This is a genomic window from Vibrio sp. TBV020 (assembly GCF_046056895.1).
Classification (GTDB): domain Bacteria; phylum Pseudomonadota; class Gammaproteobacteria; order Enterobacterales; family Vibrionaceae; genus Vibrio.
Genome location: NZ_JBEEAQ010000004.1, coordinates 131,585 through 148,249 on the forward strand (window position 1 = coordinate 131,585; position 16,665 = coordinate 148,249).

The 16,665-nt window shown below is 42.1% G+C and carries 18 protein-coding genes and 2 pseudogenes; 5 read left to right on the plus strand and 15 right to left on the minus strand.

Annotation, left to right across the window (positions count from 1 at the left end; translation table 11 throughout):
- Positions 1-113 precede the first annotated feature (113 nt).
- From AAFX28_RS23825 to AAFX28_RS23870, 10 genes are all read right to left on the minus strand, one after another.
- Complete coding sequence (locus AAFX28_RS23825; protein ID WP_408691037.1) at positions 114-632, minus strand: hypothetical protein; 519 nt, start codon at positions 630-632, stop codon at positions 114-116.
- Between the two features lie 79 nt (positions 633-711).
- Positions 712-3,519, minus strand: coding sequence for a conjugal transfer protein TraG N-terminal domain-containing protein (locus tag AAFX28_RS23830; protein WP_408691038.1), 2,808 nt, complete (start codon positions 3,517-3,519; stop codon positions 712-714).
- A gap of 3 nt (positions 3,520-3,522) precedes the next feature.
- A complete protein-coding gene (locus tag AAFX28_RS23835; RefSeq protein ID WP_408691039.1) occupies positions 3,523-4,932 on the minus strand; it encodes a conjugal transfer protein TraH in 1,410 nt (469 codons plus the stop codon).
- A gap of 229 nt (positions 4,933-5,161) precedes the next feature.
- Entirely contained in the window at positions 5,162-5,572 is a 411-nt protein-coding gene (gene trbB, locus AAFX28_RS23840) for a type-F conjugative transfer system pilin assembly thiol-disulfide isomerase TrbB (RefSeq protein ID WP_408691040.1), read from the minus strand.
- A 26-nt stretch (positions 5,573-5,598) separates the two neighbouring features.
- Positions 5,599-6,387, minus strand: a complete 789-nt coding sequence (gene traF, locus AAFX28_RS23845) for a type-F conjugative transfer system pilin assembly protein TraF (protein WP_408691041.1) — start codon at positions 6,385-6,387, stop codon at positions 5,599-5,601.
- Between the two features lie 4 nt (positions 6,388-6,391).
- Entirely contained in the window at positions 6,392-6,625 is a 234-nt protein-coding gene (locus AAFX28_RS23850) for a hypothetical protein (RefSeq protein ID WP_408691042.1), read from the minus strand.
- A gap of 24 nt (positions 6,626-6,649) precedes the next feature.
- Entirely contained in the window at positions 6,650-8,443 is a 1,794-nt protein-coding gene (gene traN, locus AAFX28_RS23855; RefSeq protein WP_408691043.1) for a type-F conjugative transfer system mating-pair stabilization protein TraN, read from the minus strand.
- Entirely contained in the window at positions 8,440-9,147 is a 708-nt protein-coding gene (gene trbC, locus AAFX28_RS23860) for a type-F conjugative transfer system pilin assembly protein TrbC (protein WP_408691044.1), read from the minus strand. The genes traN and trbC overlap by 4 nt, the downstream gene beginning before the upstream one ends.
- Positions 9,148-9,156: 9 nt before the next feature.
- A complete protein-coding gene (locus AAFX28_RS23865) occupies positions 9,157-9,396 on the minus strand; it encodes a hypothetical protein (RefSeq protein ID WP_408691045.1) in 240 nt (79 codons plus the stop codon).
- Entirely contained in the window at positions 9,380-9,631 is a 252-nt protein-coding gene (locus tag AAFX28_RS23870; protein ID WP_408691046.1) for a hypothetical protein, read from the minus strand. Before AAFX28_RS23870 ends, AAFX28_RS23865 begins: the two co-directional genes overlap by 17 nt.
- A gap of 933 nt (positions 9,632-10,564) precedes the next feature.
- Here AAFX28_RS23870 and AAFX28_RS23875 point away from each other — a divergent pair.
- Genes AAFX28_RS23875 through AAFX28_RS23885 form a run of 3 tightly spaced genes read left to right on the plus strand, consistent with a single transcriptional unit; the run spans position 10,565 to position 12,062 of the window.
- A complete protein-coding gene (locus tag AAFX28_RS23875; RefSeq protein ID WP_408691047.1) occupies positions 10,565-10,924 on the plus strand; it encodes a hypothetical protein in 360 nt (119 codons plus the stop codon).
- Positions 10,914-11,423, plus strand: a complete 510-nt coding sequence (locus AAFX28_RS23880; protein WP_408691048.1) for a hypothetical protein — start codon at positions 10,914-10,916, stop codon at positions 11,421-11,423. Before AAFX28_RS23875 ends, AAFX28_RS23880 begins: the two co-directional genes overlap by 11 nt.
- Positions 11,424-11,426: 3 nt before the next feature.
- Positions 11,427-12,062: a hypothetical protein gene (locus tag AAFX28_RS23885; RefSeq protein WP_408691049.1), complete on the plus strand. Its 636-nt coding sequence runs from the start codon at positions 11,427-11,429 to the stop codon at positions 12,060-12,062.
- A gap of 176 nt (positions 12,063-12,238) precedes the next feature.
- Here the strand turns inward: AAFX28_RS23885 and AAFX28_RS23890 are convergent, their stop codons facing one another.
- Both AAFX28_RS23890 and AAFX28_RS23895 read right to left on the minus strand, forming a co-directional pair.
- Positions 12,239-12,646, minus strand: coding sequence for an OsmC family protein (locus tag AAFX28_RS23890; RefSeq protein WP_408691050.1), 408 nt, complete (start codon positions 12,644-12,646; stop codon positions 12,239-12,241).
- Between the two features lie 555 nt (positions 12,647-13,201).
- Entirely contained in the window at positions 13,202-13,516 is a 315-nt protein-coding gene (locus AAFX28_RS23895) for a hypothetical protein (protein ID WP_408691051.1), read from the minus strand.
- Positions 13,517-13,631: 115 nt separating this feature from the next.
- Here AAFX28_RS23895 and AAFX28_RS23900 point away from each other — a divergent pair, with 115 nt between their 5' ends.
- Positions 13,632-13,865 (plus strand): hypothetical protein, encoded by a 234-nt coding sequence (locus AAFX28_RS23900; RefSeq protein ID WP_408691052.1) that lies wholly within the window; start codon positions 13,632-13,634, stop codon positions 13,863-13,865.
- 838 nt (positions 13,866-14,703) lie between these two features.
- Here the strand turns inward: AAFX28_RS23900 and AAFX28_RS23905 are convergent.
- Positions 14,704-15,135, minus strand: a complete 432-nt coding sequence (locus AAFX28_RS23905) for a hypothetical protein (protein WP_408691053.1) — start codon at positions 15,133-15,135, stop codon at positions 14,704-14,706.
- A gap of 4 nt (positions 15,136-15,139) precedes the next feature.
- Positions 15,140-15,637: a hypothetical protein gene (locus tag AAFX28_RS23910; RefSeq protein WP_408691054.1), complete on the minus strand. Its 498-nt coding sequence runs from the start codon at positions 15,635-15,637 to the stop codon at positions 15,140-15,142.
- A 555-nt stretch (positions 15,638-16,192) separates the two neighbouring features.
- On the opposite strand from AAFX28_RS23910, the pseudogene AAFX28_RS23915 reads away from it, so the two are divergent.
- Positions 16,193-16,459, plus strand: a pseudogene (locus AAFX28_RS23915) (Tn3 family transposase); the annotation flags it as partial.
- Positions 16,460-16,563: 104 nt separating this feature from the next.
- Here the strand turns inward: AAFX28_RS23915 and AAFX28_RS23920 are convergent.
- Positions 16,564-16,665 (minus strand): annotated as a pseudogene (locus AAFX28_RS23920) (IS6 family transposase); the annotation flags it as partial.

A 16,665-nucleotide genomic window follows, 5' to 3' on the forward strand; every position in this document is an offset into this window, starting at 1 on the left:
AGAGTAATAAGGTTTGGTAGATCTGAGAGGTAATAAAAAACTGCGTGACACAGGAAGTATCACGCAGTGTAGGTTTGTTATTAGGGTTTAATAAATGATGTTAACGAAAGCTGTTATTCGTAACATGGGTATTTTAATTTTAGTCCATATGTGATGGGGCTAGTCGTAGACATAAAGGCAGCAGCACCATTGTAGTCTTTAAATCTTGTCGGAGTTCGTTTTAAGTCTCCCTCTAACCCTTGCCAAATGATATTTTCTATAAATTGAGTTGGATTCTTAGCGTTAGGGCTGACAGTTTTTAGTCCACTTCCTGGGCAGAACCATGGCACGACATTAGTGTCGATTTGCTGATTGATACTGTTCATATAAGCTTGTTGAGTTCCCCATAGGTAAGCCTTAAGCAGCTTGTGCTCAGGTGTATCAGGCTTATCGATGTACTGAATGAAAAAGGACAGGTTATCGACTTGAGTCATCTGCTCATGACGAAAGTCGGATAAATCATCGGACGCATAGTGTTGCTTTAATTCAACAATCAAAGCGTCAAGCTCTGGGCTTTTGCGCCAAGTGTTGTCCTGTGCCCATGTTGGAGCGATGAACAGCAAGCTTAAAATGACGGTTAGTATCTTATTCATCAGTGTTCTCCGTAAATAGCCCTTCATTCGATGGGTATAATAACATCAAATAAATGGCTGTATAAATGAACAGTATTATTTATTCGCTGTTTTTGGAATTGGAATCATATAATTGATAGCCAGTATGAGGGAGCCTGTCCGTATCCATCTGTGGTGGCGTAACAAGATGGTCTTGGACGGTTTTGGCTACATCCGAGTTTGGGTCAGTCGTGGCCGTAACAGGCTGATCCGCTTCGTTTTGCATGTGTCCTCCGGCCACCAATACATTACCTTTCACATTGCGATACACATTATGATCATAAAGCCCGTCACTTCCATGGTAGTTGATCATATCGATAGTCACTTCGTCGATTTTATTCTTGGCATTGGCCGCGCCACTGTTGGCCTCAGTTCGTTGCTCTGGAGACAGTGTCGGTGTTTCGCTTAAGCTGTTAGGTTGATACATCTTGCCTAAGTCCTCAATGTCACTCTTTGAGGTCGAGACCCCAAAGGCGTTCTGAAACGCATCACTGCGAGCGTATTCATTAAATAGGTTGCGTACATCTCTTAAATCTTCCGGCTTAGTGGCGTTCATGAGGCGAGCGACATTATTTGGATTATCGGGGTTGGTAGCTTCTAAATAATTCTGGAAACCCGTTACCGCACTGGCGCTAAAGTTCACCGAATCGGTATCAAGACGTGATTGAATGTTTTGTAAGCTGGCCACTTCCGCATTGGACTCACTGACAGAAGCCGCACTGCTTTGCAGACGTTGATGGTTAAGCGCAAAGTCATGGGCGTATTGCTCCACCGCGCTGCGGTTCTCTTTGGTATCAATGGTTCGACCCGTTCGCTCCATTGAGGTTGCCCCTTCACTGTATTGCTGCGTTGCTTGCTCAAGGGCTTGTTTCTGCTCAGCGTTCATGTTGCTGTACGCCTCACGTTGGTCGGTACTCCAGTTGACGCCCGCTTTAGCCCCAAATCCCATCCAACTGCCTGGAGTGCTCACTTCAATTCCCGTACTGGCAGCAGTGGCATACGCTCTGGCTTGGTCATGTGTCCAACCCATCGTCTGCGAGATGTTATCGATGGCCGACTCCATCTTCGAGTAAGATTGACTGATTTGACCTTCGGTAGAGGTGCTGTGGCCATCCCCATACGAGAGACTGCGTGACCAGTTATCATTCCAGCGGTCGCTTTGCTGCATGCTGTTTGAGTAGTTATCCGTGAAGGTGTTCATACTCTGCTTTTGCGCGGTCAGGGCACTGGAGTATTGGTCACTGACGCTGTTTTGCAACATGGTTGAGGCTTGCGCTTGCCAAATCGGTTTAGACTCGGCTTCCTGAGCGTTATAGAGTCGGCGTCCACTGTCATTTTGTAACGTGGTGATGGAAGCGCCATCTTGTTGCTGAATGGTCGCCATGCCCGTTCTCATCAATAGGTTGTCATCAAACTTATTGGCACTGGTGTTATTGAAACTGTGGTTTTGCATCTGCAAATTACCAAAGTCCATATTACCGGTTGAGCTGGCCGCAGAGACCCTGGCGTTGGTGCTGTTAATCATTCCGGCTAACTGGTAGTTCATGGCTTGCGCCGCTGCAACGCCTCCTTGCAGCACCTTTCCGGCCAAGACTGGAATGGTCATCATAAGAAAGCCAGCCATGTAGCCAAAGCGCGTGTGGAGCTCATCAAGGGCATTGGCGTTCGACAGAGAGAGGCCATTCATGGGGTCGGCGGTGGCAGATGAAGTCATTTCCAATGGCCAAACCATCAGGACATTTAAAATCGCAAACAGCGGAGGCCAGGTTGCTAAATACGCAAAGGTCTTAATGTAGTTCACCAAGACCATTTTTGTGAGCGCAGGAATGAGCGCGGCGGCGGCGATCATAAAGCTTAAGCAACTGAACAGGAAAAACAGCATGGTATGCATCATGGGAATGAACTCACGCGCTTGCATGCCAAGTGTTGCCCACATCGAGGTTTGCTGCATTTTGTTGGAGGTATAGGCGTAGTTCATGGCACTGGCATTCGGGTTGAGCGCATGAATGCTGCGGCGCATCGCGTTTATCGTCATATTTTGTCTAAGCACGTCCACGGCGTTATTGCTGATACCAATAAAGTCCTGATAACTGTTTTGCAGCGCATTGCGAACGTGAGGGGTGTAGGTCGCCGCTTTTGCGCCATGAAGATATGTGCCCATCAGGTCAAGCTCGTCTGCGGACGCGACGCCGAACTGGCTTTTTAAGTCCGGGTAAATTTCACGGCAGGTTTTAAAGTCTTGGCTCATGCCGTTAATCATGACGCCGCGAAGAGGGCTCATCGATTGTCCATCCAGAAAAGCCCAAATATCAGGGGTGCTCAGTAGGGCTTTCCAGGTGTATTTACGGTTGATTTCGATGTCACCGATGATGCAGTTTTTGAAAAAGTCATTCCAGGTTCGACGCACTTCAATGTCTCTTAAATCCGCTTGTCTGGATAATTGATACAACTCTGAGCCAAACATCATGCCTGTCCGGCCGTAACGTTTCTCGTCGGTGGTCATGAAGATGGTTTCAACGGCTTCGGTTACACCCATCATCATGGTGCTGAAAAACCAAGTGGGGACGGCGACAAGATAAGGCACGTTGTCCACCGAATAGACGCCGCTTGGTTCGGTTTTATCGATGATTTGGACGCGCGCGGTTTGTTGCAGCAGCATCGATGGAACCAGCGTAAAGACAATCGCCCAAACATAAATGTGTTTGGTGTTGCGAGTGGCAAAGAAAAGCCCCATGGTCATCATCGCCCCAATCATTAAGGCAATGGACGTCATGGAAGCAAAACTGGCGGACTGAAAGAACGCTGCAATGGCGTTTAATGTTCGAAGAAGCGTACCGCCTTGCGTGTAAACGTAGTATTCGAGAGTCATGAATTATTCCCCGAAAGTTAAGTTTTGTTGGAGTTGTTCGTTGAGTTTCTGCCAAGCACCCTGATCATTGTTCTTGTGCGCTTGAATAAGCTGCTCTTGCTCAAGGATTTGTTTGGTCGCTTTTTCTGCTAACCCATCGGTGAATCGCTTCGCTTTGTCGATATCACCGGTAATAAGGGCGATATCTTTATGGTTGACTTGCGTGTTTGCCAGTGAGGTCTGCACAATGTTCAGCATGTTGGCGAGGTAGCGATTGAGTAATTCAATAGAGATGACTCGTGAATAGGCGGCAAAGTTTGGATAACGGTTCGCCCGTGTCGCACTGATGAAAATCGCTTGTATCGGGGTTTCGGTGTATTCCAAAAATGACTTTTGGGTATTGGTTAATGCGGTATCATTGGCAATCGCGGTATAAAGCTGCTCTAACAGGGTTCGAATGCGGTTTTGCAGCCCTTTGGATGTGGCTAACGTTAAGTTGCTTTGGCTTGGGTTCAAGCACTGCTTTTGGCCTGTGTTATCGCACTTGTAGTAAGATACTTCACCCCCCTCAAGCAAAGCTTGGACGAGATTATTGTTATCGGCCAGCAAGCTAGAGTAGTAACGAGGTTTGCCACTGGCATCATAAATATACGTACCGGATAGGCTCATTAAAAATTCCGCAAGGGCCGTGTCACTGGAAAGGAAGCTGTTTTTTAATGTCGCAGACCACACAATATTGTGATTGGTCATCGTGAGATCTTCTAAGGCCGCATTGTTTCGAGCATTTGCCAGTTGTGCATTGGCTTGACCGCCGACACCACATTCTTGCTGCGCGGCTACCCAGTCTGAAAACGCATTATTGTGTGTGCCTATGGTGGCACAGATATGCTTTTTCGTTTGTGGGTTACCAAATGCGCCAGCCAGTCCACTGACAGCCGCTTGCGCGGTTTCACATGAGTTGATCGATTGATTGAGCCACTTGTCCGCAATGTTTTGTAGATTGTCTCGGATTTGCTTGATTTGAGGCGCCCAGGTTTGAAGGGCTAAATCGACCGCAAAGGGCTGAGCATTCGCGACTACCGCTTTACCAAATTGTACTAACTGATCTGAGTTTATATGGCTGAATCCGCCCATAAAGGCATCGATACCACCACATCCCATGCTGACGGAAGGAACGGTGGCAGAGACGAGCTGAGCATTTCTGATCGGGGAGCGGACATACAAAGAGCCGCCATTGTAGTAGTTGGCCGATTGCCCTTTGTAACTGCTCGGGTTTGAGACGTTAGTGTGATAGCCCAAATCGTTAAAAAAGCTATCAAGAGAGCCACTGACACCTGCTCCCTGAGCTTGACAAGTTAACGCCAGATAGAGGGCTAAACATTTCAATAGCTTGGGTGTTTTTTCCACAGTTCTTGTGGATAAAGAAGTGTTCATGGTTAGACTTCCTTTGTAACTGACGTAAGGATAATCCTGCATTCGTCACGGTCAGAGATAAGGTAAAGCAATACAGTGAATATCATTATTTTTGTTAATAATGGTGAGTAAAAGTGGGATGGGTTACTGAGTTGCGAGAGAGCGTGTGTGAGACGTTTGGTGTTTGTCCTTGGTGTTGGCTGCTGCTTGTTGCGCTGGTTTTGCTGAGTGCTTTCTACCCAAAGTAAGGTTATTGCATGGCTTCGAGTAGGCTTTCATCACTCAATATGCCATTGACGCTTTGCTCCAGTTCGCGGTAACTCACGTCTCCAATTGATACCCTGACGAACTTTCGGCTGTTGACGTTGATTAAGAACGTGGCAGGAACGGTGATGTTTCTTGGTTTTTCAAAGAACAGTTGACTGATTTCTGGTGTCGCTGGAATGGGAACGGGGTACTCCGGTAGCGGTTGGTTATCGAGTGAGAAGACGTAAGTTTGCAGTCGTTTTTGTTGGGTAAACGTTTTGAACTTAGGGGCAAACTGATGGCAGTAAGGGCAATCGCTACGGAAAAAGAGCACCATGGCGTATTGGTCGTTGGCATAAGCGATGGGCAAGGCCGATACAAGTAAAATGATGAACAAAAATAGGCGTTTTATCATGGGACGTCGCTCTCTTTGTCGTTAGGTTAAAAGTCAGGGGTTTGGTAGTCCGTCGCTACGTTGTAGAAGCGACCGAGTAAGTCGTTTTGTGAAATAAAACCGTAAGCGAGAGGCTTAAACTCAGACGTGTTTAGGTTGACCAATATCAATGCAGGGGTAAACGGCACAACCACCTTGTTATTGTTGAGGCGGTTTTGCCGGATGTTGTCGATAAAGACGCCATCGTTACTCACCCCAAGCAGTTCAATGTCGTAAGTGTATGCAAATTGTTGCATTGAGGGGGCGAGGGTTTGGCTGAGTGGGTTATTGCCCTCATAGACAAAGAAAAATCCCCACCCTTCCTCTTTCATTTTTTTCACCATGTCGATTTTTTTGTTACGTTCCAGTTGGTGGTACGTGCTTCTGGCCGCTTGCTCGACAGGACGGTCTTTGACGTAAGAGTATTCAGGGTATTTGAGTAGGAGCTTTTTAAACGTCATGCCCGTTTGAGTGGTTTTCTCTCCAATGAAGTGATGGAGCTGCATGAGCTTGAGGTATTTCTCTTCATCTTGAGGGTTGATAGTGGCATCGGCCTTCACCTCTTCATAAATTTGATGAAACCATTGCATTTGCTGCGTGGCGCTCATGACCGTTGTTGTCGTATTTTGCGGTAATTGCGTTGGCTCAGGCTTTGGTGTAACAGGGCGAGCTTTTGGTTCGTTGTACCATTTCCACCCTTTAGGGTTTGAGTTTGCGTGGACGAAAGAAAGACTACCTAACGTCCAGATAAACAGTGTCAATGACAACACAGCTTTTTTCTTGGATAAGTCTTTCATGATGTTATCCCGTAATAACGCCAATACCACCAACCACTACATAGACAGCACCACACATACTAAAAAAGTTTGAGTAATTGCGCTTGCGTCCGTAAAAAGTGATTGCCAGAGTAAGGAATGACAACCCGATAATGAGCAATGTCTTGTACGTTAAAGGCTCAATGAAAACGTGGCCAACGAGCAACGTAACCGTAAAGCAAAACATCCCTACAAATTCTTTATTGTTCAGAAACTTCATATTTTCCCTCTAGGATTCATTGGATTACTGCCCATACGCACTTTGCAGACGGTTTTGAATTTCGGTTGCTGAAGGTACGTTGGCGCTCTCGTGCATATCGTCGTAGAACTCAGAAAAGTCGATGTGGTCAAAATTGATTTGCTGAAGCAGCTCGGGGGTAATGGCCTCGCAAAGCGGTTGCTGCGCAGAGCCTAAGCTGATACCAAGTTGGCCTCTTACTCCTTGCTCTTGAATGATGCGAGCGAGCTTACTGTCATAGACGCAGTATCCTTTCTTTTTGCGAATACACGCACCTAGGATTTTATCTGCGCAATATTCCCCTAACGCAATGGTGATACCTTGCTCTTTGGCTTGTCCAAGCGCTTCCTCTTCTTCACTGCATTCGGCTAAGCCAATACCGGTTCCCCAGCCACCATCTTTACAACAATCAGCAAACCCAAAGGCTTTGTCAGTGCATTGCATCCCTTTACCTGTAAAGATTAAAGGCGGATTCCCTAATCCTTCAGCGGCTTTCGCTAGTGCGGCGAGACTTGCTGCGGATTTATCGAAGTCATTAGACTGAGAGGGGGTCGCGTCATAGCAATCACCATCAAGGCAGAATGTGGTGTCTAAACATTGAAGACTTGTTGTACTACATTCTTCAACGGAGCATGTTTTGAATACTTCTTCACTAATACACACTCCTTCGAGTTCGAGATTGCATTTCCTATTATTTTCTTGGCATTCGGAGAGCTCAGTACACGTGTCTTGCATGGTACATTGATGTTGCTCTTTGTACTTCCAACAACTCATATAGGTGGAAACACCGTTGATCGTGCGAGTTCCACCCGGTTCTATACATGTGCGGCTCGTTTGTGTGCATTCAGGAAGCAATGTAGAGCAATCCGATTGCCATGCCATTTCATTGACTATTTTCTTGAAGTAGATGGTGAATGTTCCGTTAAAAAGGCCATAGTCATTTTGTACATCAATAGTGATGTTTCTTGACGTACCTACACCGGTCGCTTGGTAGAAACTAGGATACTGTTTCATACACCAATTTTTGTATCCTCCACTGGAACATTTGGCTCTCTCTGAGATGGGAGGGTATGAGCCAGTAACGTATGGTTTGGTATGGATGACAATGTTATTAATTCGAAACCTGACGCCATTATTGATAGCGGGAGAGCACCTCAGTCCCTGGCAGGTGAGTACGGCAGGGAAGCGTATACCAGTGATCAAAGTCACACCTGCGGGTAGGGTGTATCTCATAGGCGTAAAACCATTGTAACGAAAAGACACTTGAGCAGATGTCTCGTGTTGCTTCTTTACATAAGGGGTTTCAAAGCAGCTAACAGGGTTGTTAGTTGGCGTTTCACACTTCTTGATTTGATCTTTGATTAGGCATTGTTGGCCATTATCACAATCGACGTAGGTATTGGAAATACCATGAGTGATTTCATAGGCATTCTCTTGACCAAGCAATGCAAACTGATAAGCAGGGTCGGTTTTAATATCGGGCCTGCCTTTGTTGAAGTTTTCTTGCATCGCATCAGCGGTATCATTGGTATAAAACTCCGTTGTCTTTTGATTGTTTATCGCGCTGTCGTTGAGCCCTTTTTGTGAAGGGTTGTTGACTTGGTTCACGCACTCTACGTCATCGCAATAATCGGCAATATCAAGATGACCATTGGCTTTACTGGTAATGCTTTGTTGAGCGCTTTGCGCCCAACTTAAATTGTCCTTATATTGCTTCTCTTGCTCTGCAATGGTCAGGCTGGATGCTATGGTATAACCGGTGAGTAACTCATACAAACATAACCCTGTCATTACTCTCATGGTGTTCTACTTTGCAGTACTTGACGTATTACGTCGGGGTTATCACCTTGAGCGAGGTGCTCCAGAGCATCAGGAATAGACACGTTGCCCTTTACGATGTCGTAATCACTTTCGCTGCAAGGTTGTTTTGGTAAACAGCGCCCTGGTTTAACGGCAACGAACGTCGGTACTTCTTGAATGTTGAAGGTTTGAAACCATTCAGGACTAATGACGAAGCCACTGTTTATCGGCTGCTTTTGATTGGTTTGTAATAGGGATTGGATTTTGTTCGTTGTGGTCATAAACCCCTCAGGTAATACTCCCCGAATCACCAAAGGCACTTGCCAAATCTCGCTTTGCTTTAATAACGCTTTGAGGCTGCTTTCTGGCATTGTCAGAGAGACAAAGACCATCATACCAGTTGGTGCAACATTGGGATTCTCTGTGGATGTGGGAATGTCAACGATGCCTTGTAACGCATTGGGATCAAGTTTTTCTTGCCATTGTTTTGCTTGCTGCCTGGCGTGCTCGATAAATTGAGTACTGGCTTGTTGTTGCGTTTGAATGGTTTGCTTTGTTTGTGGGGAGAGGGGGTGTTGTCTTGATTGTTGCTCGAGCTTAGCGAGGGCTTTGAGTTCCTCTTGGGTATAACCGATGCTTGCTGATGTTAAGTGACTAAAAAGCACGGCCAATAACCCTATCGAGGGTATTCGAATGTGTGTCATGGACTTTCCTTAAATGTGAGTTCCCCCTATGTGTGTATCGTTTAAGTAAGCAAGGACCGTTGTATCTTGCCATTGAGGGGGGAATTGTTGGCGTACTTGCCAGAGATCGTAGGCCGTCCAACCTTGCTGTGGGGGAGAGAATCGAGCAAGGTAGCGACCGTCTGAGGCTTGAATTTTAAGTGGACTGAATTTGTGTTGAGTGAGAATGTTGTGTGCTTGCTCGGAATCGGTGTCAGTGATGAAGTTCATTGTGCTCCTCTGCGTTGAAGTGCATTCCTTTAATGCATTCATTCGATAAGCTTAGAAATCGGCCTGTTTTCTCTTTTGTTGCATAAGATGGAGTAAAGGCGTGCTCCAATTCCTTACTGAGAAGTTGAGTGATGTCTTCAATGGTCGGGTCGCCATCAATGATTTGAAAGTGCACAATATCGACAGTTTGATTGAGGGTGCTGGTACTAATGACGTCAGTGATTAATAGGATCATGGTTAATCTCGTATAGTGATTATGTTTTGTCCATGCAGAGCATAGTACTCCTTTTGGCTCAATGTTAACTTTAGGTTAAAACCCCGTCTTATTATTGATACTGAACGGTGCATGTCATGGAGGTTAGGTAGGGCAATAATAAGACTGCTATCAATAAAGGTATGTAGGATATTTCTTTGTTTTCAAGGTTGTTTTTGGCTGAGAAGCGATAATAGTTATGCCATTATTGTTCCTTTTTTCCGTTTAACCTAAGATTTAAGTATTTGTAGATCAGCTATATTTACTATTACAAATTATTGTTGTTTCTTGAGGCACTTCTCTTCAAGGATTCGGTCGTAAGATTAAAGACTTCAACTTCAGAGCTGTGTCTTTTACATCCTGAAGCCACATTACATGATCTTTGGGAGTTAGGTTGTACGGCTTAATATCGATAAAAGACTGAGAGCACTGAACCATGGAGACAAAGAGAGTCGGCTTAATTTTATATTTTGGAAGTCGTTCCCAAACCGACTATAGGTTAACAAACGCGCTAACATATCGGCTTCATCAGTGTCAGGCTCTAAACTTGGAAACTTTCTCTGCCAATACGCGATATTACTCTTCCCATTCAGCAATAACAGATTTAGGAGCCCACAAAGGGAAGTTTGGTCTCTCAATTTTCAGAATTATCATATTTTTTCATTATTCACTGTAGCTGATGTTGACAGCAAACGCCGCGTTAAGTGATGAGCAACGCTACCACCTACTTGGATAATTGTGCTGTAAACACCAAAGCTGATTCAAACCCAAAATACCAAGCGTTGGCAATGAAGCATAATATGAGCAAGGTATTGCCCCTGAGTGATCTACAGCCAATTATTCATACAGTCACATAACCCGCGCTTACAGTGCCGTGGTACGGTTAGTTTACTGAATAAATGTGGTGAGAGGATTATGTCTATTGCTCAGAACAAAGGAAATTTTTGCGATATATCTGGATTTAAACCATCCAGAAGAACGCAAGATGCGATAAAAGAAATGAATGAGGTAGTTGAAATGAGTAGCTATCTTGATAAGGCCATACGGCTAGTCCCCTTCAATCACATTTTTGCAGGGCGAAAATCGTATACAGGAGTATCGACCGCAAATGCTGGTTGGAACGCATCAACGTATGAATGGAAGCTATTTTCCGAAGCAATCAGGTCCGTCGATTCAATACAAAGAAGGAGACTAGAAAACATAGCTCTGACTACTGCTGGATTGTCGATGGGTAAAGAAAAAGAATTTTGGACGTGTATATACAATGCTTTATAAAACAATTTTATTATGTACTTTATCAGTTACATCGCTTCATCTTCACGCTGAAACTGCTTTGCAACAACACTTACGCAAAGAGATGTTATTGGCCTATGACAACCTAGATATACAACTAGGAAAATGCCTTGATGTTCGCAACAACAATGTCATTGACGCCGATAGGTTCAAGGATAGCTATTTAGAACAACTTCCGGAGAAGAAGAGAGGGCTTGCGATACTTCGACTGTCCAATCTGGCTTTAGATAAATGTACAGAGAAAGAGCGAGCTGACTACGCCTTAACTTTGTTAAAATATACTGCGGAATCAGCAAACACAACGTATCTAGACAAGTGGCTCACACTGGAAAAAGTCTATCGCGCTTCCGATACAAAACAAGACTTTGACACGCTTGATTTTATGAAATTAAAACAGCTTTCATCACAACCACCATTTGATAAGCCGTTTGATGCCCTCCAAGTTTTTGAGTTATATCGAAGTGATGTGGAGAACAAATGAAACATGAATAGAGCAATACTAATAACGGGAATTCTACTCTCTTTGTCGAGTACGCAAGCAACAGCAGAGGACAAAGTAAACGATTGGAATGAAAAGTATGGGAATGCAATGACAACACGAGACAAATTTAGTGACAACTATGACAAAGAGGGCTATACAGACAGGCGTCGTGATACCTATAGCGCAAAAATTGGGTCAACTGTTACTGGTAAACAACGCTTGTACTTTCAGATCGAATCCAATACTTCGATAATAAATTTTAGTCAGTCCAATGAAACAAGGCTAAAGCAATATCTTAGTAGTATTACCGGAATTGATCGCTGTGACCCGGCGGACTATTCAACAAATGACAAAAATGCAGGGCCGTTGGATAGCGTTTGGAAGTTCAATGGCGTCAATGTTCGTATGCTTGAATGGTGCGAAGAAAGTGAATTGAAGTTACCATTCGGAGGTAACGGTCAACATTATTGGTATATAAACGCTACAACATATACAGACAAAGGCAATAATTACGTAACGAATACCTTTAAGGTGGCAAAAGAACCCATCAAAATAAAAGCTTCAACTGGGGAAGTATTCGCTATTAGCGCTAAAGGGTTTACAAAGGTTTGGAACAACTTCGGTGGTGATGCTTTGTGATAAGCTAGCCCCCTAGAATAAAAAGGAGGGCATGAAATCATATCCTGTTGTATCTTTACCGAGTACCATTACAATAATAAATAGAGTCGCAAGAGAGGCACATTGTTTCCAAGCGAGGACTTTCATTTCTAATTTATCTTCTTCCCAAACGTCGGGAGTCACTCTAAAATGCTATATTAAGTGCAATTTTCGACCACTTCTGCTGAACAAGTAATTTTAATTGCCGGAGCTAACATAAGACAAACATGACAGTGTTTTTCCACCGCATCTTCAGCTGCTTGCACTATATCGGATTCAATAAAATCAATGCCACTCACTACAAAGTGTAGATTAGCCGACTTATACAAACGGGGCTCAGATTCAGTCAAAGTAAAACTAATCCGGTTCTCCAAACTCTTAATTACAAAGCCACGCTCTTGTAGCAACAAAACAACATCCGTCGCACAACACGAACCTAAAGCCGATAAAAGAATTTCTGTTGGGCAAGGGGCCTGGTTACTTGTCGCATCAACCTCAAATGTAAAACCATCTTGAGTCGTCACTTTAAAACGACAATCACTGTCCCATTTTACTTTTATAGTCATACTTACCTACTTTGTTGATGTAACGGTTTAGATTTCACTTAACGCCGCATTAAGATGTGAACAACGCGACCGCGAAACTTAACCTTACCATCGTAAACACTTAACTCAACGATGTAATGAAAAAATGCCAAGCGTTAGGAATCACTCTTAAATTGTTTGTTAGTTTTTATCTGGTTCTCAACATATTTCTCCGTGACTGAGAGAAACTCTCTAACATAACGTGAATATGATACTAATTCCTTCACATCTTCTTCACTTACGGGAATGTAAGCTTCATGACAAATACAATGCCTCAACTCAAAGAGTTTGCTCAGCTTATTAAATAATAGCGATTCTTTTTAATCATCACTCAAAGGGAATAAATTAACTTCAACATCTAGATCTTTGCGCCACTGCTTAAAACCTTTTAAAAAGTCAACACCCAATATCTGAGTCATATTTGAACTAATATCATCAAGATTATTTACCCTCAGTAGATGATATATAAATTCTCCTAAAGTGAGCTTGTTAGCTTCAAGATCTATTGCAGTTTTTAGATTAAATTTGATATCAAACTTAGATGCATTGTCTTTGAATGATGAATCGGAATCGATTAGTCTCGCATAGATTAGCCGAAAAAAAGCTTTCAATGCATGCAACAAGGCTAACTGGTATATACTTAACCCCTTCCATAAATGCTGGTGAATATACATCTAACTCAGAAGCTAATTCTTCATTATCCAAAAACTCTCTAAGTAGGGCTTCTTCGTAAAAGTTTTCAAGTAAGCTAATGTCATAAACCCTTTCATATACACGGTTTATAGCATCTACGGATGATTTTAGATGCTTTTTCTTTTCCAGAATTTCGTTTGCGTAATTTCTCTTTTTCATAACACCTTTTGTAACTCCTTGCGAAAGCTCACACCGTATTAAGGTGTGAGCGGCGATTGGCTGTACTTGAGGAAGAGGAACTGCTTCTCACTATCTACATTGAGAGAAATTGACGATGCAATTACCTAAAAACTCCATTGAAGCACAGTTAATTCCAAATAATATGTTACATCATATGAGCATTAAACTACTTAAGGAGCAGGGATTTAACGAGTCTGAAGCAAGAAAAATTATTGAGGTAGAAATCTATTTATTAAGCCCAAGAGACACACGTGAGGTTCGTAATCAAGTGAACCGACACGAATACACTTTCGAGCAAGCGATGCTCCAGGTTTTGAAACAGAAATAACGTCATTATTTCTTAATATTATTACAACAACTTTGGGAAGCTCAAGCCCGAAAGTACAAAGAAAACTCCAAACCCTCTTTGTTCCTTAACAACTATATCAAAAGCAAAAGTGGTGTTATTAACTAAAAGAAATTCATATAAACAGGCAAGGGCATTATGATGTATACAGATACAATAAAAATGTTGGTAATGAACAGGTTTCACCCAGTAAGAGCTCCTTATAAAAATGTATCTCGACAGGCTATCTGTTGTACGCAACGCTCAGTATTGTTGACACGCTATTATTCTAAAGGGCAAAATTTTATTGGTTTTGCTTAAGTTGTCACTCTGTTGCCCTTGAGCGAACAGTGCATTATTAGTCTGATTTCCTTTTCTGAATTATTTACTCAATCTGATAGGTGATTAAGATATTCAACTCTTACTTTCCTTCAGAAATATGTACTCTGTCTAGATTTTGATATTATTAAGTCCATCGTTCTAACGCATCTTGAAGCCGAGCAATTAACTTTGGATCTTAAAAGTTCTAATTGCTAGCTACCAATGGGCTATGTCAACGTTTTGGGTCATTTCGAATGTTTTGCTTAGTAAAGCTCAGTTGGACTTTTGGTTGAGAAAGGAAGAAGCAACTAGAAGTAAATAAAAAACTATAGGGTTAACGTGACAAATAACTTATCTAATCATCTTAATTTCAATCTAATATATATAATTAAAGTTAATGGCTAGAAATGTAATTATACTTAAATAGTCTCTATTTAAGTCGTCTACAGTTAAACACTTAATGTATCATTATTATAAAGTTGCTTCTTAACAAATAAATGTCAACTTAAATATATAATTATTAGTTAATCATTTCAGATATATGTTTAATTAAAGTGTAAAAGTTATCAATTGTTTTTGCAAAACGATGTCGATCTTCTAAAATGTCAACATTTATTAATGCTTTGATATAAACTCTATTATCAGACGTTCCTAAAACAGGAAGATTCATTTCTATTCCGTCTATAGGGTTAGAGATTAACTCTAATACTCTTTTAGAATTTAGCGTTAACGACGATAAGTCTTGATTGAAATGTGACCAAATACAAAGTCTTTCTTCCTCAATTGACAGATTGATACTATTAGCATTAGTAAAGTCTAATGTTATAGTTGAAAAACTGTCTAATTTCTTAAGGTAGGAGTCTTCACACCCTAATGAACTTAGAGCTTCTTTTACCAAATAAGCTAAGCTTTTATGTGAGTCACTTAAAAATGATAATGGATTGTCATACATAGATTTAATTTTTTCCTAGTGTCCTGTTTACAGCATCACTTCCAGGACCAATAGAAATTGCTCCAAGAAAGTTCATACCAGCCCCAACTGCTCTTTCCACTCCTTCATTAATTGTATTGGATTTTGGTATTTCCTTTAACCAACCACAAGAAGAGGAAAAAAACGCCAAACTATTTGAACTTTCGCCGTTACTTACTTTTGTAGTTAAATCTATGTATTGTTCAGATTTCTCTGCAGGTAAACCAACATGTCCATTAGATATTAAGTTTTCATTTATGTGATATACCGAATTTACAAAGGGGCTATTCAAACTATTGCTACTATTTCTTATTGATTCAACATGTTGATGTAGTTCTAATCTCTCTTTTTGTGGTTCGTGTGCATTATCCTTGTTGAAAGTCAAACTGTCATGTAAGGTTGCTTTAATAGCACATGAACTTTCTGAACCATTTATCATAGTTTTTCCTCTTAATTCATGTTGGAAATATGTGAATAATTTCATGCATTGAGACTACTTATTCTCAACTCTCATGGTATATTCAACGATGACATCTAAACAGTAAAAAAACTATTATTTATAATTTTATTATAAATTCTCTATTTTAAATAGCGATTGGGATAGTCATGGAAAGGAATAGGAAGGGGGGCTAACTGGGCTTTGATGCGCAATTCGGACAAAAAGCCAATCCGCCTTAAATTGAATGATTCTTATATAATATACTGAGTTTGAAGTATACCTTGTAAGCTAGTATGGTGTAAGCTTCACCAACTTAGCATTATTGAGTCTCTCTTAACAGTTGCTTTCATCAATACATAGTTATAAGTGTTTATGATACCCCCTCGATTTTTGGAACCGGAAACCTCTTGGTAAAATGAATGTCAATGACGAAAAAGGATAAATGACTTTGTTCTCTTCTCTTAGGTCAGCAAGTCTTCTAGAAAATCTTTAATCTCGAAAAGCAAGGTTAGTAAGTGAAATGGAGAACGCATTTGATCAAAGACTAAAAGAAATAGTAATTGATTCTGGTCAAAAAAAGTTCATGAAAACACAGTGCGCAGTTACCCACGTCAGAATGGACTTGCGTTGGCACTCCGGGAGCTGGGACGTATAGAGCTAACACTTTTCACCCTAGAGTGGATGATGGATATTAATCTGCGACGCCTAGTCCAAGCTAGATTGAATAAGGGCGAGGCTAAGAATGCACTTTCCCGTGCTGTATTATTCAACAGACTAGGAGAACTGAGGGACAGAAGCTTCGAGAATCAACGTTACCGTGCAAGTGGGCTCAATTTGGTTGTCATTGCAATCATTCTATGGAACACATCAATTTAACGGGAGACTACATTTGGCCAACCAAATCCCACAGCTCGATAAATCAAAGCATTAAGCTCTTAGCGTACAATATTTTCCGAATCGTCGTGTGACCCCTCTTTGAGCATTTCGGCGAGTGCCCGATAACTGATACCGTACTTACAGTACCAATGCACAGCCCAAAGAATGGCTTGACAAGAAAAGTGGCGACCTTTGAA